The organism is Albimonas donghaensis (genome assembly GCF_900106695.1).
Classification (GTDB): Bacteria; Pseudomonadota; Alphaproteobacteria; order Rhodobacterales; family Rhodobacteraceae; genus Albimonas; species Albimonas donghaensis.
In genome coordinates this window covers 366,638-385,310 of the sequence record NZ_FNMZ01000001.1, presented here as the reverse complement: position 1 = coordinate 385,310, position 18,673 = coordinate 366,638, and the positions used below count along the sequence as shown (strand labels likewise).

General features: G+C 73.3%; 19 protein-coding genes and 1 riboswitch. Of the genes, 9 read left to right on the top strand and 10 right to left on the bottom strand.

Annotated elements, in window-relative coordinates; genetic code table 11:
* Nucleotides 1–70 precede the first annotated feature (70 nt).
* The 3 genes from BLV24_RS01590 to BLV24_RS01580 all read right to left on the bottom strand — a co-directional run bounded on the left by BLV24_RS01590 (nucleotide 71) and on the right by BLV24_RS01580 (nucleotide 1,914).
* Nucleotides 71–655 (bottom strand): cob(I)yrinic acid a,c-diamide adenosyltransferase, encoded by a 585-nt coding sequence (locus BLV24_RS01590; protein WP_092679386.1) that lies wholly within the window; start codon nucleotides 653–655, stop codon nucleotides 71–73.
* A 70-nt stretch (nucleotides 656–725) separates the two neighbouring features.
* Complete coding sequence (locus tag BLV24_RS01585; protein WP_092679385.1) at nucleotides 726–929, bottom strand: twin transmembrane helix small protein; 204 nt, start codon at nucleotides 927–929, stop codon at nucleotides 726–728.
* Between the two features lie 130 nt (nucleotides 930–1,059).
* Nucleotides 1,060–1,914 carry an SDR family NAD(P)-dependent oxidoreductase gene (locus BLV24_RS01580; protein ID WP_092679384.1) on the bottom strand — a complete coding sequence of 285 codons (855 nt, stop codon included), beginning with the start codon at nucleotides 1,912–1,914 and terminating at the stop codon, nucleotides 1,060–1,062.
* Nucleotides 1,915–2,125: 211 nt separating this feature from the next.
* Here BLV24_RS01580 and BLV24_RS01575 point away from each other — a divergent pair, with 211 nt between their 5' ends.
* The 3 genes from BLV24_RS01575 (at nucleotide 2,126) to BLV24_RS01565 (ending at nucleotide 6,163) form a co-directional block, all read left to right on the top strand.
* Entirely contained in the window at nucleotides 2,126–4,525 is a 2,400-nt protein-coding gene (locus BLV24_RS01575; RefSeq protein WP_092679383.1) for a DNA topoisomerase IV subunit A, read from the top strand.
* 66 nt (nucleotides 4,526–4,591) lie between these two features.
* Nucleotides 4,592–5,341 (top strand): SDR family oxidoreductase, encoded by a 750-nt coding sequence (locus BLV24_RS01570; protein ID WP_092679382.1) that lies wholly within the window; start codon nucleotides 4,592–4,594, stop codon nucleotides 5,339–5,341.
* A 66-nt stretch (nucleotides 5,342–5,407) separates the two neighbouring features.
* Entirely contained in the window at nucleotides 5,408–6,163 is a 756-nt protein-coding gene (locus BLV24_RS01565; RefSeq protein WP_092679381.1) for an SDR family oxidoreductase, read from the top strand.
* Between the two features lie 155 nt (nucleotides 6,164–6,318).
* Here BLV24_RS01565 and BLV24_RS01560 read toward each other — a convergent pair whose 3' ends face one another.
* Together BLV24_RS01560 and BLV24_RS01555 are read right to left on the bottom strand one after the other, a co-directional pair.
* Entirely contained in the window at nucleotides 6,319–7,161 is an 843-nt protein-coding gene (locus BLV24_RS01560) for a crotonase/enoyl-CoA hydratase family protein (RefSeq protein WP_245710327.1), read from the bottom strand.
* A gap of 149 nt (nucleotides 7,162–7,310) precedes the next feature.
* A complete protein-coding gene (locus BLV24_RS01555; RefSeq protein WP_092679380.1) occupies nucleotides 7,311–8,627 on the bottom strand; it encodes a glycosyltransferase family 4 protein in 1,317 nt (438 codons plus the stop codon).
* On the opposite strand from BLV24_RS01555, the gene BLV24_RS01550 reads away from it, so the two are divergent.
* From BLV24_RS01550 to BLV24_RS01540, 3 genes are read left to right on the top strand one after another with little or no spacing between them, the layout of a single operon-like run.
* Complete coding sequence (locus BLV24_RS01550) at nucleotides 8,626–9,474, top strand: alpha/beta hydrolase (protein ID WP_092679379.1); 849 nt, start codon at nucleotides 8,626–8,628, stop codon at nucleotides 9,472–9,474. The genes BLV24_RS01555 and BLV24_RS01550 overlap by 2 nt on opposite strands.
* A 1-nt stretch (nucleotide 9,475) precedes the next feature.
* Nucleotides 9,476–9,991 (top strand): GNAT family N-acetyltransferase, encoded by a 516-nt coding sequence (locus tag BLV24_RS01545; RefSeq protein ID WP_092679378.1) that lies wholly within the window; start codon nucleotides 9,476–9,478, stop codon nucleotides 9,989–9,991.
* Nucleotides 9,992–10,005: 14 nt separating this feature from the next.
* Complete coding sequence (locus BLV24_RS01540; protein ID WP_092679377.1) at nucleotides 10,006–10,614, top strand: DUF2799 domain-containing protein; 609 nt, start codon at nucleotides 10,006–10,008, stop codon at nucleotides 10,612–10,614.
* A 152-nt stretch (nucleotides 10,615–10,766) separates the two neighbouring features.
* On the opposite strand, the gene BLV24_RS01535 is transcribed toward BLV24_RS01540, so the two are convergent.
* Complete coding sequence (locus BLV24_RS01535; RefSeq protein WP_092679376.1) at nucleotides 10,767–11,570, bottom strand: class I SAM-dependent methyltransferase; 804 nt, start codon at nucleotides 11,568–11,570, stop codon at nucleotides 10,767–10,769.
* Between the two features lie 74 nt (nucleotides 11,571–11,644).
* Between BLV24_RS01535 and gloB the strand changes: the two genes are divergently transcribed.
* From gloB to BLV24_RS01520, 3 genes are all read left to right on the top strand, one after another.
* The gene (gene gloB, locus BLV24_RS01530; RefSeq protein ID WP_092679375.1) at nucleotides 11,645–12,412 is read left to right on the top strand and encodes a hydroxyacylglutathione hydrolase; all 768 of its coding nucleotides are present in this window, start codon (nucleotides 11,645–11,647) and stop codon (nucleotides 12,410–12,412) included.
* A 193-nt stretch (nucleotides 12,413–12,605) separates the two neighbouring features.
* Nucleotides 12,606–12,995 carry an ArsR/SmtB family transcription factor gene (locus BLV24_RS01525; RefSeq protein WP_092679374.1) on the top strand — a complete coding sequence of 130 codons (390 nt, stop codon included), beginning with the start codon at nucleotides 12,606–12,608 and terminating at the stop codon, nucleotides 12,993–12,995.
* Nucleotides 12,992–14,029 carry a permease gene (locus tag BLV24_RS01520; RefSeq protein ID WP_092679373.1) on the top strand — a complete coding sequence of 346 codons (1,038 nt, stop codon included), beginning with the start codon at nucleotides 12,992–12,994 and terminating at the stop codon, nucleotides 14,027–14,029. The genes BLV24_RS01525 and BLV24_RS01520 overlap by 4 nt, the downstream gene beginning before the upstream one ends.
* Here the strand turns inward: BLV24_RS01520 and BLV24_RS01515 are convergent.
* The 4 genes from BLV24_RS01515 to BLV24_RS01500 form a co-directional block, all read right to left on the bottom strand.
* Nucleotides 13,966–15,333, bottom strand: coding sequence for a PQQ-dependent sugar dehydrogenase (locus tag BLV24_RS01515; protein ID WP_092679372.1), 1,368 nt, complete (start codon nucleotides 15,331–15,333; stop codon nucleotides 13,966–13,968). The two genes, BLV24_RS01520 and BLV24_RS01515, sit on opposite strands and share 64 nt — an antisense overlap.
* Nucleotides 15,334–15,420: 87 nt before the next feature.
* Nucleotides 15,421–16,176, bottom strand: a complete 756-nt coding sequence (locus tag BLV24_RS01510; RefSeq protein ID WP_092680214.1) for an ABC transporter permease — start codon at nucleotides 16,174–16,176, stop codon at nucleotides 15,421–15,423.
* A gap of 53 nt (nucleotides 16,177–16,229) precedes the next feature.
* Nucleotides 16,230–16,967: an ABC transporter ATP-binding protein gene (locus BLV24_RS01505; protein WP_092679371.1), complete on the bottom strand. Its 738-nt coding sequence runs from the start codon at nucleotides 16,965–16,967 to the stop codon at nucleotides 16,230–16,232.
* Nucleotides 16,964–17,968 carry an ABC transporter substrate-binding protein gene (locus tag BLV24_RS01500; protein WP_092679370.1) on the bottom strand — a complete coding sequence of 335 codons (1,005 nt, stop codon included), beginning with the start codon at nucleotides 17,966–17,968 and terminating at the stop codon, nucleotides 16,964–16,966. The genes BLV24_RS01505 and BLV24_RS01500 overlap by 4 nt, the downstream gene beginning before the upstream one ends.
* 145 nt (nucleotides 17,969–18,113) lie before the next feature.
* Nucleotides 18,114–18,214, bottom strand: a riboswitch (TPP riboswitch).
* Between the last annotated feature and the right edge of the window lie 459 nt (nucleotides 18,215–18,673).

Genomic DNA, 18,673 nt, shown 5'->3' with positions numbered 1-18,673 from the left:
CGCGCAATTCCGTAAGGTCCGCCTCCCCGGGCGTCTGGGGGACGGGACGGGGCTTCGGCAGGGGCCGGGATCAGCGGTTGGCGCCGGGAACCCAGAGCACGTCGCCCGCGCCATTGCCGTTGGCGGCGCGGGAGGCGACGAAGAACCAGTCCGACAGCCGGTTGAGATAGGTGGCCGAGGGCGGGTTGATCGCCTCCTCCGCCGCCAGCGCCACCGTCAGGCGCTCGGCCCGGCGGCTGACGGTGCGGCACAGGTGCAGATGGGCGGCGAGCGCCGAGCCCCCGGGCAGCACGAAGCTGCGCAGGGGGGCGAGATCGGCGTTCATGGCGTCGATCTCCGCCTCCAGCCGGTCCACCTGGGCCTGGGTGACGCGCAGGACGGGATATTTCGCCTCGCCGTCCTTGTCGGGATTGGGGCGGCACAGGTCGGCGCCGAGATCGAAGAGGTCGTTCTGGATGCGGGCCAGCGCCGCGTCCATCTCCCCCCCCGCGACATCGGCCGCGTGCAGACGCGCGAGGCCGACGGCGGCGTTGGTCTCGTCCACGGTCCCATAGGCCTCGACCCGCAGGGACTGCTTGGGCACGCGGGCGCCGTCGCCCAGCGCCGTGGCGCCCTTGTCGCCGGTGCGGGTGTAGATGCGGTTCAGCACGACCATGACGGTTCTCCCCCTGCGGGCGGCCTGCGCGGGCCGTCCGGATGCGCGGGCGGCGAGGCCCGGGCCGGTTTCAGTTGCCCGAACGCATGGCCCAGACGGCGACCAGGATCAACACCACGGCGATGGCCTGGGCGATGATGCGCAGCCGCATGATCTTGTTCGCGTATTTTCGGTTGAAATCGCCGCCGCGGGCGAAGCTTCCGACGCCGAACAGCAGGACGCCCAGCACGCAGAGACAGGCGATCAGGGAGATGACGAGCAGGGTATTGGGCATGGACGGGATCCTTTCCTCGCCCCTCTACCTAGCGCAAAGCCGAGCGCGCGCCACCGCGTCCTGTCGGCGCGTGAAGCCCGGTCCGCGCCGGCGCCGCACACACCGCCGCACGTGGGGGCGGGCGCCGGCGCTAATGGTCGCCGCGGAACACGAAATCCAGCGCCCGCGTGGGCAGAAGCCGCGCCGCCAGCGCCGCGATCCAGGTCGGCGTGGTGACGTAATAGCGCGCCTTGGGCCGGTGCGCGGTCAGCGCGTGGGTCAGGCGGGCGGTGACGGCCTCGGGCATCAGCTCGAAGCGGTCGAGCGTCTCGGTCTCCGGAGCCTCCAGCCGGGGCAGGATCTTCTCGGCCCAGGCCCGCCCCCAGGCGGAGCCGGAGCGGTCCACCGCCGCCTCCATCCGCGCGCGGGCGTTGCGGCGGAAGGCGGTGCGAATCGGACCCGGCTCGATCAGGATCACCCGCACCCGCGGGCCGGGGGCCTCGGGCGCGTCGCATTCCCGGCGCAGGCAGTCGGTCATCCCCTCGATGGCGAACTTGGTGGCGTTGTAGGGCCCGCGATAGCGCAGCGAGACCATGCCCAGCACCGAGGAGCAATTCACCACCCGCCCGTCGCCCGAGGCCCGCAGCGCCGGCAGCAGCCGCCGGGTCAGGTCGTGCCAGCCGAGCACGTTGGTCTCGAAGATCGCGCGCATGGCGTCGCGGGGCACGTCCTCCAGCGGGGCGGGAATGGCGTAGGCGCCGTTGTTGAAGAGCGCGTCCAGCGTCCCCCCGGCGCGGCGCAGGGTCTCGGCGGCGGCGCGGGCCACGCTGGCCTCGTCGGCGTAATCCAGCGGAAAGCTCTCCAGCCCCTCGGCCTGCAGCCGGTCGCAATCGACCTGGCGGCGGCAGGTGGCGAAGACCCGCCAGCCGGCGCGATGCAGCGCCCGCGCGGCGTCGAGACCGATGCCGCTGGAGCAACCGGTGATCAGGATGGTTTTCGGCCTCATGCGCTCTCGCCCCGTCCTTGTTCCCCCGCCTGATCGTATCACGCCGCAATCGTCGCGCGAGCGCAGCGCCCGCGGGTGCGGCGCGATGCCCGGCTTCCGCACGGGCGCCCTGCGGCGCGGAAGCCTCGCGGCCGGCGCGGAACGTCACGGGAACGCCCCGGAGCGCGAACCGCTTCTGGACGCCCCCGCTGCGCCGCACTAAAGCAGGGACATGGCCGACCAGATCGACGACGACCCGACCGAGCCGCCCCAGGGGGGCGCGATCACCGCCGAGCCGCTCCGCCGGGCGCTCGGCGACCGCTATCTGCAATACGCGCTGTCCACGATCATGCACCGCGCCCTGCCCGACGCGCGCGACGGGCTCAAGCCCGTGCACCGGCGGCTGATGTGGGCGATGCGGCTGCTCAGGCTCGACCCCAACCAGGGCTTCAAGAAGTCCGCCCGCGTGGTCGGCGACGTGATCGGCAAGTATCACCCGCATGGCGACCAGTCGGTCTATGACGCGCTGGTGCGGCTCGCCCAGGGGTTCGCGGTCCGCTATCCGCTGATCGACGGCCAGGGGAACTTCGGCAACATCGACGGCGATAACGCCGCGGCCATGCGCTACACCGAATCCAAGCTCACCGCCGTCGCCGCCGCGATGATGGACGGGCTGGACGAGGACGCGGTGGACATGCGCGCCACCTATGACGGGGAGGAAGAGGAACCCATCGTCCTGCCGGGCGCCTTCCCCAACCTGCTGGCCAACGGCGCGGCGGGGATCGCGGTGGGCATGGCGACCTCGATCCCGCCGCACAACGCCGGCGAGGTGGCCTCCGCCGCCCTGCACCTGATCAAGCACCCCGACGCCCGCGTCGAGACGCTGCTGGAGAAGATGCCCGGCCCGGACTTCCCCACCGGCGGCGTGATGATCGAACCCGCCTCCAGCATCGCCGAGAGCTACCGCACCGGCCGCGGGTCCTTCCGCCTGCGGGCGCGGTGGAAGGTCGAGGACCTGGGCCGCGGCCAGTGGCGCATCGTGGTGGACGAGATCCCCTACCAGGTGCCCAAGTCCCGCCTGATCGAGAAGATCGCGGAGCTGATCAACGCCCGCCGCATCCCGATCCTCGCCGATATCCGGGACGAAAGCGCCGAGGACGTGCGCATCGTGCTCGAACCCCGCTCGCGCAATGTCGAGCCGGCCGTGCTGATGGAGACGCTGTTCCGCCAGACCGACCTGGAGACCCGCTTCCCGCTCAACATGAACGTGCTGATCGACGGGAAGATCCCCAAGGTCTGCGGCCTGCGCGAGGTGCTGCGCGCCTTCCTCGACCACCGTCGCGAGGTGCTGCAAAGGCGCTCCGCCTACCGGCTGGAGAAGATCGAGAAGCGGCTGGAGGTGCTGGGCGGCTACATCATCGCCTTCCTCAACCTCGACCGGGTGATCGAGATCATCCGCAACGACGACGACCCCAAGGCCAGCCTGATGGCGGAGGACTGGGGGCGGTTCGGCACCCTGACCCCGGCCATGGGCGAGTTCGGCTTCGGACCCGCGCCGGAGGGGCGGGAGCCCGGCGTCTACCTGTCGGAGGCGCAGGCCGAGGCGATCCTGAACATGCGCCTGCGCTCCCTGCGCCGGCTCGAGGAAATGGAGATCCGGAACGAGCGCGACGCGCTGGCCGAGGAGCATGTCCGCCTGTCGGCCCTGCTTGAGGACGAGGCCGCGCAGTGGGACCGGATCTCGGACGAACTGCGCGAGATCCGCGCCACCTTCGGCCCGCCCCGCGGCTTCGGCGGCGCGATCACGCCGGAGGAGATCGACAAGCTCAAGGCCGCCCACGACCCCTACCCGCTGGGCGCGCGCCGCACCGCCATGACCGAAGCCCCGAAGGTGGAGGAGATGCCCCCCGAAGCGATGATCGAGCGTGAGCCGATCACGGTGGTCTGTTCCGCCATGGGGTGGATCCGGGCGATGAAGGGGCATGTCGCGCTGGATTCGGAGCTGAAATACAAGGACGGCGACGGGCCGAAATTCGTGTTCCACGCGGAGACCACGGACAGGATCCTGCTGTTCTCGTCCTCGGGCCGGTTCTTCACGCTGGGCGCGGACAAGCTGCCCGGCGGGCGCGGCATGGGCGAGCCCGTGCGGCTGATGATCGACCTGCCCAACGAGGACGAGATGGTGGCGCTTTTCGCCCACAAGCCGGGGGCCAAGCGGCTGCTGGCCTCCTCGACCGGCGACGGCTTCGTGCTGAACGAGGCGGAGGCGATCGCGCAGACCCGCTCGGGCAAGCAGGCGCTGAACGTGAAGGCGGGCGGGCGGGCCATGGTCTGCGCGCCGGTGGAGGGCGACGCGGTGGCGGTGGTGGGCGAGAACCGCAAGGTGCTGGTCTTCCCGCTGGAGCAGCTGCCCGAGATGACCCGCGGCAAGGGCCTGCGCCTGCAACGCTACAAGGACGGCGGGCTGTCGGACGCGCGGGTGTTCGACCGGGCCGCGGGCCTGAAATGGCTCGACCGAGGCGGGCGCACCCGCACCGTGCTGGGCGAGGAGCTGGCCGAATACGCCGGCGACCGCGCCGGGGCGGGGCGCATGGCGCCGCGCGGCTTCCCACAGGACAACAAGTTCAACTAGGCTCCGCCGTCGAAGCCCCCTGCCGCAAGGGCGGGAGGGGGCGCGATCACCCGAAAGGCGGCGCCCATGACCCGACATATCCTGATCACCGGCGGCTCCCGCGGCATCGGCGCGGCGACGGCCGTGGCCTGCGCGTCGCGGGGCTGGAACGTGACGGTCAACTACGCCGCCGACGCGGCCGCCGCCGCCGCCACCGTGGCGGTGCTGGAGGCCGCGGGGGTCCGCGCCCAGGCGATTCGCGGCGACATGGCCAGGGCCGACGAGATCGCGGCGCTGTGGGATGCGGCCGAGGCCGGGATCGGCCCGGTGGACGGGCTGGTCAACAACGCCGGCATCGTCGCCCCCGCCATGCCGCTGGCCGAGATGGACCCCGCTCGCATCGCCGCCCTGATCGACCTCAACGTCACCGGCGCCCTGCTGGTGGCGCGCGAGGGCGCCCGGCGCATGCCCGCCGCCCGCGGGGGCCAGGGGGGCGCGATGGTCAACATCTCCTCCGCCGCGGCCCGGCTGGGGTCGGCGAACACCTTCGTGGACTACGCCGCCTCGAAGGGCGCCATCGACACGCTGACCATCGGACTGGCGCAGGAGCTGGCGCCGCTGGGCGTGCGGGTCAACGCCGTGCGCCCGGGCATCATCGCGACCGAGATCCACAAGGTGAGCCACGGCGACGAGGACCGGCTGGGCGCGAGCGCCCCGATGATCCCCCTGCGCCGGGTGGGCGAGCCCTCCGAGATCGCGGAGGCAGTGTGCTGGCTGCTGTCCGACGCGGCCTCCTACGCCACCGGGGCGATCCTGGACGTGGCCGGCGGGCGCTGACGCAAGCGCCGGGGCGCGCGGCGCCGGACTCTCCCTTCCGCCGGATCGCGGCGAGGGGAGGACTGCATGACCAAACATATCCTGATCACCGGCGCCTCGCGGGGCATCGGGGCTGCGACCGCGCGGGTCTGCGCGGCGCGAGGCTGGACGGTGAGCGTCAATCACCCGCCCGAAGCGGGCGCGGAGGCCGAGGCGGCGGCGGTGGTCGAGGCCTGCCGCGCCGCCGGGGCCCGGGCGCAGGCCTTCGCCGGGGACATGAGCGTGGACTCGGACGTTTCGGCCCTGTGGGACGCGGCGGAGGCGGCCTTCGGGCCGGTCGAGGGGTTTTCCAACAATGCCGGGATCACCGGGCCGACCTCGGCGCTGGCGGACATGGACCCGGACCGCATCCGCAGGGTGATCGGGCTGAACGTGATCGGCGCGATCATGGGCGCGCGGGAGGCGGCGCGGCGCATGCCCACCGACCGGGGCGGGCGCGGCGGCGCCATCGTCAACCTCGCCTCCATCGCCGCGACCTCGGGGGCGGGCGGGGCCTTCGTGGATTACGGGGCGTCCAAGGGGGCGATGGTGTCGCTGACCAAGGGCCTGGCGGTGGAGCTGGCGGCGGGCGGAGTGCGCGTCAACGGCGTGCGGCCGGGGATCATCGACACCGCCATCCACGCAGACAGCCTGGCGCCCGAGCGCGTGACCCAGGCCGCGACCACCGTGCCCATGGGCCGCCCCGGCACGGCCGAGGAGGTGGCGCGGGTCATCGCCTGGCTGATGTCGGAGGAGGCGTCCTACGTCTCCGGCGCGCTGGTGGACGTGGCCGGAGGGCGCTAGGGCGCGGCCGCGTCAGCCCCGGCGCCGGAGCGAGGCGGGTGGGGAGGGCCGGGAGGGCGGGAAGGGCGGGGAGGCGGGGAGGCGGGGAGGCGGGTTCGCACCCGCCCTACGGGGCCCGGCGGACGGCGCGGGATCCGCGCCGCCCGCGCCGCGCCTTACTCGTAGACCGCGGGGCGGCCCTCGACGCCGGCGTTGACGGCCTCGATGTTGTGGGGCTTGCCGATCAGGTCCTTCTGCAGCCGGCTCTCGGCCAGCAGCGCGGGAAGGGCGCCGGCTTCCTCGTCGGAGATGTTCAGCAGCTCCTTGGCGGCGCGCATCGCGGTCGGGCTTTTCGACGCGATCTCACGGGCCAGTTCGCGGGCGCGGGCCAGCGGGTCCTCGGCGATCTCGGTGACGAAGCCGTATTCCAGGGCCTTGTCGGTCTCGAAGATCTCGGCGGTGTAGGTCAGCTTGCGGATCACGTCGCCGCGGGCCAGCGTGCGCATCACCGCCATGCCGCCCATGTCGGGCACGAGGCCCCATTTCAGCTCCATCACCGAAAATTTCGTCCCCGGCGCGGCGATCCGGACATCCGGCCCCAGCGCGATCTGGAAGCCGCCGCCCAGGGCGAACCCGTGCACCGCGGCGATCACCGGCACGCCCAGCTCGCGCCAGCCCCAGCAGCAGTTCTGCGCCATGTTGGCCGGCCCGTGGGTGCGGTTCATGATGTCCATGCCGAGGGAGCCGCGGCCCTCGGTCTTCATCCGCTGGAAGCCCGACTTGTCGAGGCCCGAGCAGAAGGCCCGGCCCGAGCCCTTCAGCACCACGGCGCGCAGCCCGGCCATGCCGGCCAGCGTCTCATGCGTGTCGGCGATGGCGCGCATCAGTTCGGGGGTGATGGCGTTCAGGCGATCCGGCCGGTTCAGCGAGACCTCGCAGACCCCGTCGACGAGATCGGAGATCAGCATGATGGGCGCATCGGTTTCGGTCGCCGCGGCGGCGGCGGTCTGGGTGGACATGGGGCTCTCCTCCTTGGCGCGGCCGCGTCTGTCGGCGACCCGCGTTCCCGAACAGCATGGACGCCGCGGGCAGGCTCGGCAAGTGCGTCAGGACCGCTGGGCGGAACAGGGAGGCGGCGGAATGCGGGCGAGGGGCCGAGAGGCCGGGCTCAGCCCCGCGCCAGCACGTCGGCGTAGACCTGCAGGGTCGCGCGCTGCATGGCCTCGGTCGAAAAGCGCTGCATGATGCGGGCGCGCCCGGCCATGGCCATATGCTCCCGCGCCGAGACGTCGAGATCCAGCGCCCGGTTCGCCGCCGCCGCCAGCGCGTCGGCGTCGCCGGGGGGATAGCGCCAGCCGGTGCGGCCCTCGTCCACCGTCTCCCGGGCGCCGCCATGGTCGGTGGCGATCACCGGGCGCCCCATGGCCTGGGCCTCGACCGCCACGCGCCCGAAGGCTTCGGGCTCCATCGAGGCGGAGACCACGACCGAGGCCAGCTTCAGCGCCGCGGCCATGTCGTCGCAATGCCCGGCCATCGCGCAGCAGCCGGTCAGGCCCTGGCTGCGGATGCGCTCGGCCAGTTCGCGGCCATAGGCGCTGTCGGGATCGTCGCCCACCATGAGGAACACGAAGTCCTCGCCCCCGCGCAGGGCGCGCAGCTTCGCCGCCGCGTCGATGAAATGCGACTGGCCCTTCCAGCGGGTCAGGCGGCCGGGCAGCATCACCACCGGGCGCGGATCGTCGGCGAGCCCCCAGCGCTCGGCCAGCCCGGCGGAGCGCGCGCCCTGGATGGTCAGCGGGTCGAACTGCGCGAGGTCGGCGCCGCGGGGGATCACCACCAGATCGGCCTCCGGATGGCGGGTGCGAATCGTGTCGGCGATGAACTCCGACACCGCGATGGTCGGACGTCCCCGCGCCATGATCCCGTTCCAGAAGCGCTTGCCGGGGAAATTCTCGGAATAGTCGCCGTGCCAGGTGGTCACGAAAGGCACGCCGGCGCGCCTGGCCGCCAGCCACCCCGCCCAGGCCGGCGCGCGGGACCGGGCGTGAACGATGTCCACCCGCTCCTCGCGCAGGATGCGTTCCAGGGCGGCGGCGTTGCGACGGATGGCGAGCGGGTTCTTGGCGCCGATGTCGAGCCGGACCAGCCGGCCGCCGGCGCGTTCCAGCATCCGCTCCATCCGCCCCCCGCGGGAGGCGACGAGCGATGTCGCGCCCTCCCGCGTCAGGGCCTGGGCGATCTCGATCGTGCCGCGCTCGACCCCGCCGGATTCGAGCGCGGGGGTGAGCTGAAGGACCACCGGGCGGCCGCCGCCGAAGCCCGCGAAGCCGCCCGGGCCTGCGAAGGGGGCGGCGGAGGGGCCGGCGGAGGGGGCTGCGTCGCCGGTCCCCGTCCCGGCATGGACCGGCGCGGCTTGGACCGGCGACGCGGGGGCGCTAGGGTCCCCGCCCGAGAGACCCGAGGCTGCGGAGCGCGCGCTATCCATGACCCCTGTCCCCCCGAATGACGGCCCCGACGCGGGCGCCGCGCCCGAATTCCTGACGACGCCCGACGGGCGACGTCTCGCTTATCACCGCTCCCGGGGCGCCGTGGCAACCGCCGCGCGCGCGGCGGGCGAGACGCCGCCCCCCGGCGTGGTGTTCCTGGGCGGCTTCCGGTCCGACATGACCGGGACCAAGGCCACCTTCCTCGAACAGCTCTGCGCCGAACGCGGGCTCGACTTCCTGCGCTTCGACTATACGGCCCATGGCGCCTCTTCGGGAGATTTCGAGACCGAAGGCCGCATCGGCGCCTGGGCGCGGGACGCGCTCGACGCGCTCGACGCGCTGACCGAGGGGCGCCAGGTGCTGGTCGGCTCCTCCATGGGCGGCTGGATCAGTCTGCTGACGGCCCGGGCGCGGCCGGAACGGGTGGCGGGGCTGATCGGCATCGCCGCCGCGCCGGACTTCACCGAGGACGGGTTCTGGGCCGGCTTCTCGGACGCCCAGCGGGCCGAGATGACGGAGACGGGGCGCGTCGCCCTGCCCTCCGACTATTCGGACGAGCCCTATGTGATCACCCGCCTGCTGATCGAGGACGGGCGCGAGAACCTGGTGCTGCGCGCCCCCCTGCCCCTGCCCTTCCCGGTGCGGCTGCTGCAGGGGACCGCGGATGCGGACGTTCCGGTGGACTGGGCGCTGAAGCTGCTGGGCCATGCGGAAAGCCCCGACCTGCGGCTGACGCTGGTGGACGGCGCCGACCACCGTTTTTCGGAACCGCGGGAGCTGGGGATCATCGCCGCGACGCTGGACGAGGTGCTGGCCTCGGTCACGGTCCCGGGCGCGGGGATCTGACATGCCGCCGGGCTACGCGCTGCGCGATGCGGGGCCGGCGGACGGGGCGGCGGTCTTCGCCCTGTTCGCCGCCCTGCAGGATTTCGAGCGGGCCCGCGAGCCCGACCGCCGCCCCGGCGCGGACTGCGCCGGGCATGTGGCCTGGCTGACCGACTGGGCGGCGGAGGGCGGCTGCGTGCTGCTGGCCGAGGATGCGGCGGGCGCGGCCCATGGCCTGCTGATCGCGGGATTGCAGGACGAGGGCGCCTATGTGCCCGAGGCGACGCGGATCCGCGGCCATGTCTCGGACCTCTACGTGGCGCCCGAGGCGCGGCGGAAGGGCCTGGCCCTTGCGCTTCTGCGGGAGGCGGAGGCGCGGATGGCGGCGCGGGGCGTCCGCAAGCTGACCATCGACGCGCTGGCCTGGAACGCCCCGGCCCTGGCGCTCTATCGGGCCTGGGCGGGGCCGGAGACGACGATCGGGTTCGAGCGGGACCTCCCCGTCGCGGCCGCGGTCGACTTTCCGCCATCCCGGTGAGCCATACTGCGCCCATGACCTGTTCGATTCGCGCCCCGCGCCCCGATGCGCCCCGCACGTCCCAGGCCCGTCGCGCGCGGCGCCTTGCGGCGAGGTTCGCCCTGCTGACCCTGGCCGCGCCGCTGCTGGCCGCCTGCGCCTCGGACGAGGCGGAGCGCTCCGCCGCCGCGGGCTGGACCGCCTCGGGCGCCTGTTCGGAGGCGGACTGGAACCTCGCGGGGGTCGCCGACGCCATGGCCGGCGCCGCCCCGACCGAGGGGCTGGCCCGCATCGCCGCCTGCCCGGCGTTGGCAGGCGCCGCGCGGATCGGGGCGGAGGACGATTATCTCGCCGGCCATGACGAGGGCGTCGCGCGGTTCTGCACCTATGAGACCGGGGTGGAGATGGGCCGCGCCCGCCAGCTGCCCTCGCTGAGCTGCCCGGCGCCGCTGGCCGCGGGTTTCCAGGCGGGGATGGCGGCGGGGCGCGCCCAGCCCGAGCAGGCCCGTCCGGCCCGGCTCCCCTCCGGCGAGGACCTGGAGGACTACTACGCCTACGCGCCGCGGATCCGGCCCTGGCTGTCGATCGGCTATGGCTCGCGCGGGTGGTCGGGGCTGAGCTGGGGCGTCGGCATCGGGTTCTGACGGGACGGGCGACGGCCGCCGGAGGGCGGCGGGTTCGCACCCGCCCTACGAGGGTCGCCACGGGGAAAGTCGCCGCCGGGTGGTCATCGCAGAGAGATCATCGCAGGAGGGTCGCCGCTTCGAGGGGGCGGGGCGGAAAACGCGGGCCGGCGTCACCCCGCCGCGCCGTCGCCTCGCCCCTCCGGCCCCCGCCGCGGCGCGCGCCCCGCCGCCGGGCGCGGACGGGCCGGTTTGGCGAGCCCCTCCAGCACCTCCAGCGGCGACAGCGCCTTTTCCTTCAGCCCCGACCGGGGCAGCGCGTAGACCCGCCGCGTCGCCTCCACCAGCACCGCGCCGCCCAGCCGCTGGACGTCCAGCCGGCGCCCCGCCGCCTCCCACAACCGATGGGTGCGCAGCCAGTAGCGCCTGTGGCTCGGCGGCCCGTAAAGCGCGGCGGAGGCGTGCTCGGGCGCGAGATCATGGGCGCGCAGGGCGCTCTCCAGCTGGCTTGTGGAATAGGGCCGGCCATAGCCGAAGGGCGTCGCGTCCGAGCGCGCCCACATGCCCGAGCGGTTGGGCACCACCACGATCGCCCGCCCCTCGGGCGCCAGCACGCGGCGCATCTCCTCCAGCAGGGCCGAAGGGCGTTCCGAGTTCTCCAGCGCATGGGCCACGATCAGCCGGTCCGCGGCCCCTGCGCGCAGGGGCCAGTGGGTCTCCTCGGCCAGAACCGCCATGTTCGGCCCCTCCGGCGGCCAGCGGCAGACCCCCTGCGGACCCGGCATCAGGCAGACCACGCGGGCGGCCTCCTTCACGAAGGGCCTCAACAGGGGCGCGGCGAAACCGAAGCCCACCACCGTCTCCCCGGCCACGTTGGGCCACAGGGCGCGGATCGCCTCCTGCAGGCTGCGCTGGGCGGCGCGCCCGAGCGGGGTGCGGTAATAGAACCGGCGCAGGTCGATCACGTCGAGATGCATGGGGCCTTATCCTCCTCGCGTCGATCTGTATGCTGCGCGCGACCGCCGGAAATGCAAGCCGTGGAGGTAACCCCATGCCGCTCGAAGTCACCGTGATCCCCTGCCTGGACGATAACTACGGCTATCTGCTCCACGAGACGACCGAGAATGTCTGGGCCGTGGTCGACGTGCCCGACGCCGCCCCGCTGCGCGCCGCCATCGACGCGGCCGGCGGCAAGCTGGACCTGATTCTGATCACCCATCACCATGCGGACCATATCCAGGGCGTCGCCGAGCTGGTCGAGGCCTATGGCGCGAAAACCGTCGGCCATGGCGCCGACGCGGCCCGGCTGCCGGCGCTGGACGTGACGGTGTCGGAGGGGGACATGGTCTCCGTCGGGGCCGAGCAGGCGCGGATCGTCGACGTGTCGGGCCACACGATCGGCCATATCGCCTACTGCTTCGAGGGCGCGAAAAAGGCCTTCACCGCCGACAGCCTGATGGCGCTGGGCTGCGGGCGGGTGTTCGAGGGCACCTATCTCCAGATGTGGGAGAGCCTGAAGAAGCTGCTCGCCCTGTCGCCGGAAACGCTGGTCTATTCGGGCCACAACTACGGCGCCGCCAACGGGCGCTTCGCCCTGTCCATCGAGCCCGGCAACGAAGCCCTTCAGGCGCGGATCGCGGGCATCGCCCAGGCCGACGAGGCCGGGACGCCGATCGTGCCCGTCCTGCTGGCCGAGGAGCTGGCGACCAACCCGTTCCTGCGCCCCGACTCGCGCGAGATCCAGGAGCGGCTGGAACTGGTCGGCGCCGATGCGGGCGCCATCTTCGCCGAGATCCGCAAGCGCAAGGACAATTTCTGACGGAGGCCTGACGCGCCCCTTCCCGCCAGGCGGAGGGGGGCGCCTGGGCCAGTTTCGTGGGCGACCGGAGCCCCCGCACTTCCCCGTCGCGCCGGGGCGGGGCGGGGGCTCCGCCTTTTCGGGCGCGGACGCGCCGCGTCCTCGGCCGCATTTCCGGCTTGACCGCCCCCTTCATTTCTATAATTCTAGAATCATGGACATCGACAGACTTCTCCCCCCCGAATCCGCCGCCCAGGCTTTCGCCGCGCTCGGCTCCGAGCCGCGGCTGGAAGTGATCCGCGCCCTGGTCCGCGCCGGGCCCGAGGGCCTGCCCGTGGGCGCCTTGCAGGAACGCCTGGGCATCGCCGCCTCGACGCTGTCGCACCATCTGCGCTTTCTCGCCGCCGCCGACCTGCTGAGCCAGGAGCGGCAGGGCCGGTCCCTGATCTGCCGCGCCCGCTTCGCCAATATCGAGGCGCTGGCGCATTTCCTTCACGCCGAATGCTGCGCCGACGCCGCCGGCCAGGCGCATGAGGCGCATTCCGGCTGCGGCGCCTCCCCCTCCCTTCCCGTATCCCCCGTCTCGAAGGAGACCGCGAGATGACCGACCTCGCCACTCGCACATCCGCCGCCGCCTGGGCCGGCCTGCGCCGCTTCGACCGGGTGGTGCTGTTCATGCTGGCGGTGCTCGCCATCGTGGCGCTGGCCGCGCCGGGCGACCTGGCCGAGGTGCTCGACATCGCCATCGGCGCCTTCGCGGGCACCCTGCCCTATATCGCGCTGGCCGTGGCGCTGATCGCCGGCCTCAAGGCCACCGGGGCCGAAACCATGGTGGCCCGCGCCTTCGAGGGCCGCCAGAGCCGGATGATCGTCGCCGCCGCCCTGATCGGCGGGCTGGCGCCGTTCTGCTCCTGCCAGGTGATCCCCTTCATCGCCGGCCTGCTGGCGCTGGGCGCGCCGATCCCGGCGGTCATGGCGTTCTGGCTGTCCTCGCCCCTGATGGACCCGGGCACCTTCCTGATCACCGCCGGCGCGCTGGGCTGGAACTTCGCCATCGGCAAGGGGGTGACTGCGGTCGCCATCGGGCTGATGGGCGGCTTCGCCATGGCAGGGATGATGCGCGCGGGGGCCTTCGCCGAGCCGCTCAAGGCCTCCGCCCCGATCAAGCGCTGCGGCTGCGGGCCCTCGCCCTTCTCCGGCCGCCCGGTGTGGAAGTTCTGGCAGGAGCCGGCGCGGCGCGAGACCTTCGCGCACGAGGCCCGCGACAACGCCCTGTTCCTGCTGAAATGGATGGCGCTGGCCTACCTGCTGGAAGGGGTGATGATCACCTTCGTGCCGGCCGAGGCCGTGGTCTCCGTCGTCGGCGGCGAGGGGCTGGGCCCGATCCTGATGGGCGCCCTGGTGGGGATGCCGGCCTATCTGAACGGCTACGCGGCGCCCCCGCTTCTGGCCGCCCTGATCGCCCAGGGCATGAGCGCGGGGGCGGCGATGGCCTTCCTCACCGCCGGGGCCGTGTCCTGCATCCCGGCGATGGCGGCGGTGTGGTCGCTGGTGCGCCTCCCGGTCTTCGCAGCCTATGTGGGCTTCGGGCTGGTGGGCGCGGTGCTGGCGGGCGTGATCTTCGGGCTGGTCGCCTGACGCCGGCGCCATCCCCGAGACGCCAAAACCCCGACGCCCGCCGCCAGCAACAGACCGGCGGCGGGCGCGGGGACCGCGGCCGAGACGACCTCCCACACCTCGCCGTCCTGGTCGAACAGATAGATCCGCCCGCCCGCGTCCTGGGCGTAGCCGATGGGCCGGGTCAGCGCCCCGCCGGACGTGGTCACGTCCCAGGCCAGCGCGCCGGCTCCGAAATCCCCGGGATCCAGCGTCCAGAACGGCGCGTTCATGGCCTTCGCCGCCACCCCGTAGTCGGTGAACAGATACAGCCCGTCCAGCGCCGCCGGCCCGCCCGAGGCGATCAGCCCGCCGGTGACCGAGATCCCGCCGAACGGCCCGGCCGCATGGGAATAGGCGTGGACCGGCAGCATCGGCTCGCCCGCCAGCGACGCCTCGCCCCCCGCCGCGTCGGGCCCCTCCGCCGCGTCCCAGCCGTAGTTGGCGCCTGGGGAAAGGCGGTTGACCTCCTCCCACGCGTCCTCGCCCACATCGGCGACAAGAAACATCTCGCCGGCCGCATCCCACTTGCCCTTGAAAGGATTGCGCAGTCCCAGCGCGAAGATCGCGGGGTCGGCGCCTGGGCCCAGATCCGGGTTGCCGGGCGGGATCGCGTAGTTGTTGGCCGGGTCGTCCGGAAAGGCGTCGCCCCCCGTAGGGTCGATGCGCAGCACCTTGCCGAGCCGCGAGGTCACGTCCTGCCCCGGATTGCCCGAGCCCGCGCCGAACGGCCCGTCATTGTCGCCGGTGGTCATGTAGAGGTGACCGTCCGGCCCGAAGCTGATCGCGCCGCCCATATGCGCGCCGGCGGAGGGCGCGACCCACGGGTCGATGCTCAGCACCTGGCGCTGGGTGGCGGGGTCCACCGTCATCGCCCCGGGATCGGCGCGGTACTCCACCAGCACGTTGCGCCGATCGCCGGTGGAGAAGCTGACGTAGAACAGGCCCGATGTCGCGAAATCCGGCGCCAGCGCCAACGAATAGGCCGCGGCCCAGGCCTGGGAGGAGAGCGGCGCGCCCTCGAACCCGATCGGGGCGAGGAACGGGGTCGAGCTTCCCGTCGCCCGGTCCACCAGGCTGATCGCGCCGCCGCGGAGTTCGAGCAGCAGAACCGCGTCCGGCGCGCCGGGCACCGCCACCCCGTCGGCCACCGGCCCGCCGTTCGACAGGCCCGAGACCAGCGTCAGCGTAACGCTGCGCGCCCCCGCCTCGGTCGCCGCGCCGAGCGCGAGCATCGCCGTCGCCCCGAAGCTCACGCCCCGGAGGGCCTTGTTCGAAATCCGCATCCCGACAATCACTCTTCCCAGTCGACGCCTCAAACGCGCGCCAAAAAAGAAAAATCATTGCCGAGATGAACCGAACCTGTCCAGAACTCAGCGCCAGCGCCCGGTGCGGCTCCACCGTTCCAGCCGGGTCGCGAGACTCCCCAGCACCGCATGCAGCGCCACCGCGCCCAGCGCCAGCGCCACGAGGGCCGCGAACATCAGGTCGGTCTTGGCCCGGCCGTTGGCCAGCAGCATCAGGTAGCCGAGCCCCTTCGAGGCCCCGACCCATTCCCCGATCACCGCCCCGATCGGCGCGTAGACCGCCGCCAGCCGCAGGCCGGACGCGAGGTCCGGCAGCGCCAGCGGCGCCCGGATGCGCAGCAGGATCCGCCAGCGCCCGCCGCCCATGACCCGGGCGAGCTCGATCAACGCGGGGTCGGCCCGCCGCAGCCCGTCCAGAAAGGCCGAGGCGACGGGAAAGTAGATGATCAGCACCGTCACCAGGATCTTGGGCCAGATCCCGTAGCCCAGCCACAGGGTCAGCACCGGGGCCAGCGCGAAGATCGGCACCGCCTGGCTGAACACCAGCGCCGGCATCACCAGCCGCCGGGCCGGGGCCGAGAGGCTGAGCCACACCGCCGTCGCCGCCCCCAGCCCCGCGCCCAGCGCCAGCCCGGCCAGCACCTCGGCCAGCGTCACCAGCGCGTGATCCCCGATCAGCGCGGCATTGGCGACGAAGGCCTCCGCCACGCGCAGCGGAGAGGGCAGGATGAAGGCCGGCGCGCCGGTCCCCCAGGCCACCGCCGCCCAGGCGCCGACCAGAATGGCGGCGACCAGCGCCCGGTCCCGGACCCGGTCGCGCAGCCGACTGGTATCCGGACCCGCTGGGTCGGAGCGGGCGGGGTCGGGGGGGCGGCTCACGCCCTCGTCTCGCCCAGCAGCAGGCGGGTGAGGCGGGCCTGCGCCTCCAGCACCTCCGGCCCCGCGGCGTCGCGGATCGGAAGGCCGGCGGGAAGCGCGGGCTCCACCAGCCCGTCGCGGGTCAGCACCAGGATGCGATGGCCGAGCCGCGCGGCCTCGTGCGGGTCATGGGTGACATGCAGGACCGTGCGGCCGGCCAGTTCGGCGAAGGCCAGTTCCTGCATGGCGGCGCGCGTGCGCAGGTCGAGCGCCGCGAAGGGCTCGTCCAGCAGGGCGACGGGCCGGTCCTCGATCAACGCCCGGGCCAGCGCCGCCCGCTGGCGCATCCCGCCCGAGAGCATGTGCGGGGTCTTGTGCGCATGGGGGCCGAGGCCGACGCGTTCCAGCAGTTCCGCGGCGCGGTCCCGGTCGGGGGGCTCGCCGCGCAGGCGGGCGCCCATGGCGAGGTTTTCATGCAGGTCCAGCCAGGGGGCGAGCAGGTCGGACTGCGCCATCCACGCGATCCGCCCCTCCAGCGGCGCGCCGTCGGTCGCGCCGGCCTCGCCCTCCAGCGCCGCCCCCGTCTCCAGCCCCGCGAGCAGCCGGAGCACGGTGGACTTGCCGACGCCGGAATCGCCCAGCAGGCAGGTCCATTCGCCCGGCCGGACGGTCATCGACAGGTCGCGGAACAGCACCTGCGCCCCGAAGCGCAGCGTGCCGTTCAGGCGCAGGCCGGGAGGGGGCGCGCCGGTCATTCCGTCGCGGCGGAGGCGGGAGTGGGGGCGGGGATCGCGGTGACGTCGATGGCCAGCGTCTCCACCGCCAGCGGGGTCTCGACCAGGCCGGCGGAAACCAGCCACGCCTCGAACGCCGCGTAGCGCCCGGCGGAGAACGCCGCGGGGCGCAGCGCGAAGCGGGGATAGGTGTCGAACCAGGCCTTTTCGTTCAGCTCGTCCTGCAACTCGGGCGCGGTCCCGGCGAAGATCTCCCACGACGCCTGCGGATGGTTGACGATATACTGGGTCGCCCGCTCGGTCGCGCGCAGGAAGCGGGCGATGACGGCGGGGTCCATGGTCTCGGGATTGGCGAGGTAGATCAGTTCGTCATAGGGGGGCAGGCCGTGCTCCTCGAGGAAGAAGCAGCGGCCGGGGCGGCCCTCGATCTCCATCTGGTTGAGCTCGAAATTGCGGAAGGCGCCGATCACCGCGTCCACCTGCCCCGACATCAGCGCGGGCGAGAGCGACCAGTTGACGTTGATCAGCTCGATGTCGTCCAGCGTCAGCCCGGCGGGGGTGAGCACGGCGGAGAGCAGCGCCTCCTCCACCCCCGCGACCGAATAGCCGATGCGCTTGCCCTTCAGGTCCGCGATGGCCTCCGCGCCGCCGTCCTCCAGCACCAGCAGGCAGTTGAGCGGCGTGGCGACCAGCGTGCCGACGCGGATCAGGGGCAGCTCCTCATGGATCTGGAGGTGGAGCTGGGGCTGGTAGCCGATGGCGATGTCGGCGCGCCCGGCCGCGGCCATCTTGGGCGGATCGGCGGGGTCGGCGGGGGCGATGATCTCCACCTCCAGCCCTTCGTCGGCGAAGTAGCCGCGCGCCTCGGCGACGATCAGGGGGCCGTGGTCGGGGTTCACGAACCAGTCGAGCACCACCGAGAGGCGGTCGGCGGCCGCGGCCGGCGCGGCGGAGAGGCCGGCGGCGAGCGCCAGCGCGGCGGCGCGGGTGACGGCGCGGGCGGGGCGGGAGTTCAGGCGCATGGCGCGGAGCCCTTCGGTCGTGGCCGCGGGGCGTCGGAGCCCGGGCGCGGCGAGGCGGAACGGCCGGGACGCGCATGGCAGGGGGAAGGGTTGCGCGGAGGCCGGGCGCGCGACATCCGCAATGGACGTGCGGGCGCCGACGGCCGGGGCCGCGGGATCCGTTCCCTTCGCCGGCATGACCCGGATCAGGTTCGACGGGTCGGCGCGATGCCCTCTCAGCCCAGCTGGGCCCCCCGACGGATGCGCCCGAGGTAACGCCCGGGCGCGCGGCATGTCAACGGGCCGGAGGACGGCGAGCGCGGGAGCCGCGCGACGACCGCCGCGCCGACGGCCGCCCGGGCGCCCGCGCGGCGCTGCGGCCGGGGCGCCCGCGGAGCCATCTCCATCCGGCCGGCGGACGGACGGTTGACAGGGTCGCGGGCGACCGTCGAAGACGGCCCGGACCGCGCGCCGCCGTCACGACTTCCCCCTCCCGGCGCCGCGGCGAGTCCGCGGGCGAGGTCACGGCGCGCGAGGCGACCTGCGCAGGCCCTCCCAGGAGGGTCTCGTCATGCCAGTGTCTTCGCCGCTGGGACCTGGCCCCGCGAACTGATCCCGCGGACGGGATCCGTGTGGGCGCGAGGGTTTGACCCAACCGCCGAAGACAGGAGGCTTCGATACGCCGCCACGCTCCGGGCGACAGGGGATGGGCGATCTTCCCGCCCC

Coding starts and splice junctions, on each gene's coding strand:
- BLV24_RS01590 (WP_092679386.1), bottom strand. CDS start 655: ATGGTCGTGCTGAACCGCATCTACACCCGCACCGGCGACAAGGGCGCC.
- BLV24_RS01585 (WP_092679385.1), bottom strand. CDS start 929: ATGCCCAATACCCTGCTCGTCATCTCCCTGATCGCCTGTCTCTGCGTG.
- BLV24_RS01580 (WP_092679384.1), bottom strand. CDS start 1,914: ATGAGGCCGAAAACCATCCTGATCACCGGTTGCTCCAGCGGCATCGGT.
- BLV24_RS01575 (WP_092679383.1), top strand. CDS start 2,126: ATGGCCGACCAGATCGACGACGACCCGACCGAGCCGCCCCAGGGGGGC.
- BLV24_RS01570 (WP_092679382.1), top strand. CDS start 4,592: ATGACCCGACATATCCTGATCACCGGCGGCTCCCGCGGCATCGGCGCG.
- BLV24_RS01565 (WP_092679381.1), top strand. CDS start 5,408: ATGACCAAACATATCCTGATCACCGGCGCCTCGCGGGGCATCGGGGCT.
- BLV24_RS01560 (WP_245710327.1), bottom strand. CDS start 7,161: ATGTCCACCCAGACCGCCGCCGCCGCGGCGACCGAAACCGATGCGCCC.
- BLV24_RS01550 (WP_092679379.1), top strand. CDS start 8,626: ATGACCCCTGTCCCCCCGAATGACGGCCCCGACGCGGGCGCCGCGCCC.
- BLV24_RS01555 (WP_092679380.1), bottom strand. CDS start 8,627: ATGGATAGCGCGCGCTCCGCAGCCTCGGGTCTCTCGGGCGGGGACCCT.
- BLV24_RS01545 (WP_092679378.1), top strand. CDS start 9,476: ATGCCGCCGGGCTACGCGCTGCGCGATGCGGGGCCGGCGGACGGGGCG.
- BLV24_RS01540 (WP_092679377.1), top strand. CDS start 10,006: ATGACCTGTTCGATTCGCGCCCCGCGCCCCGATGCGCCCCGCACGTCC.
- BLV24_RS01535 (WP_092679376.1), bottom strand. CDS start 11,570: ATGCATCTCGACGTGATCGACCTGCGCCGGTTCTATTACCGCACCCCG.
- gloB (WP_092679375.1), top strand. CDS start 11,645: ATGCCGCTCGAAGTCACCGTGATCCCCTGCCTGGACGATAACTACGGC.
- BLV24_RS01525 (WP_092679374.1), top strand. CDS start 12,606: ATGGACATCGACAGACTTCTCCCCCCCGAATCCGCCGCCCAGGCTTTC.
- BLV24_RS01520 (WP_092679373.1), top strand. CDS start 12,992: ATGACCGACCTCGCCACTCGCACATCCGCCGCCGCCTGGGCCGGCCTG.
- BLV24_RS01515 (WP_092679372.1), bottom strand. CDS start 15,333: ATGCGGATTTCGAACAAGGCCCTCCGGGGCGTGAGCTTCGGGGCGACG.
- BLV24_RS01505 (WP_092679371.1), bottom strand. CDS start 16,967: ATGACCGGCGCGCCCCCTCCCGGCCTGCGCCTGAACGGCACGCTGCGC.
- BLV24_RS01500 (WP_092679370.1), bottom strand. CDS start 17,968: ATGCGCCTGAACTCCCGCCCCGCCCGCGCCGTCACCCGCGCCGCCGCG.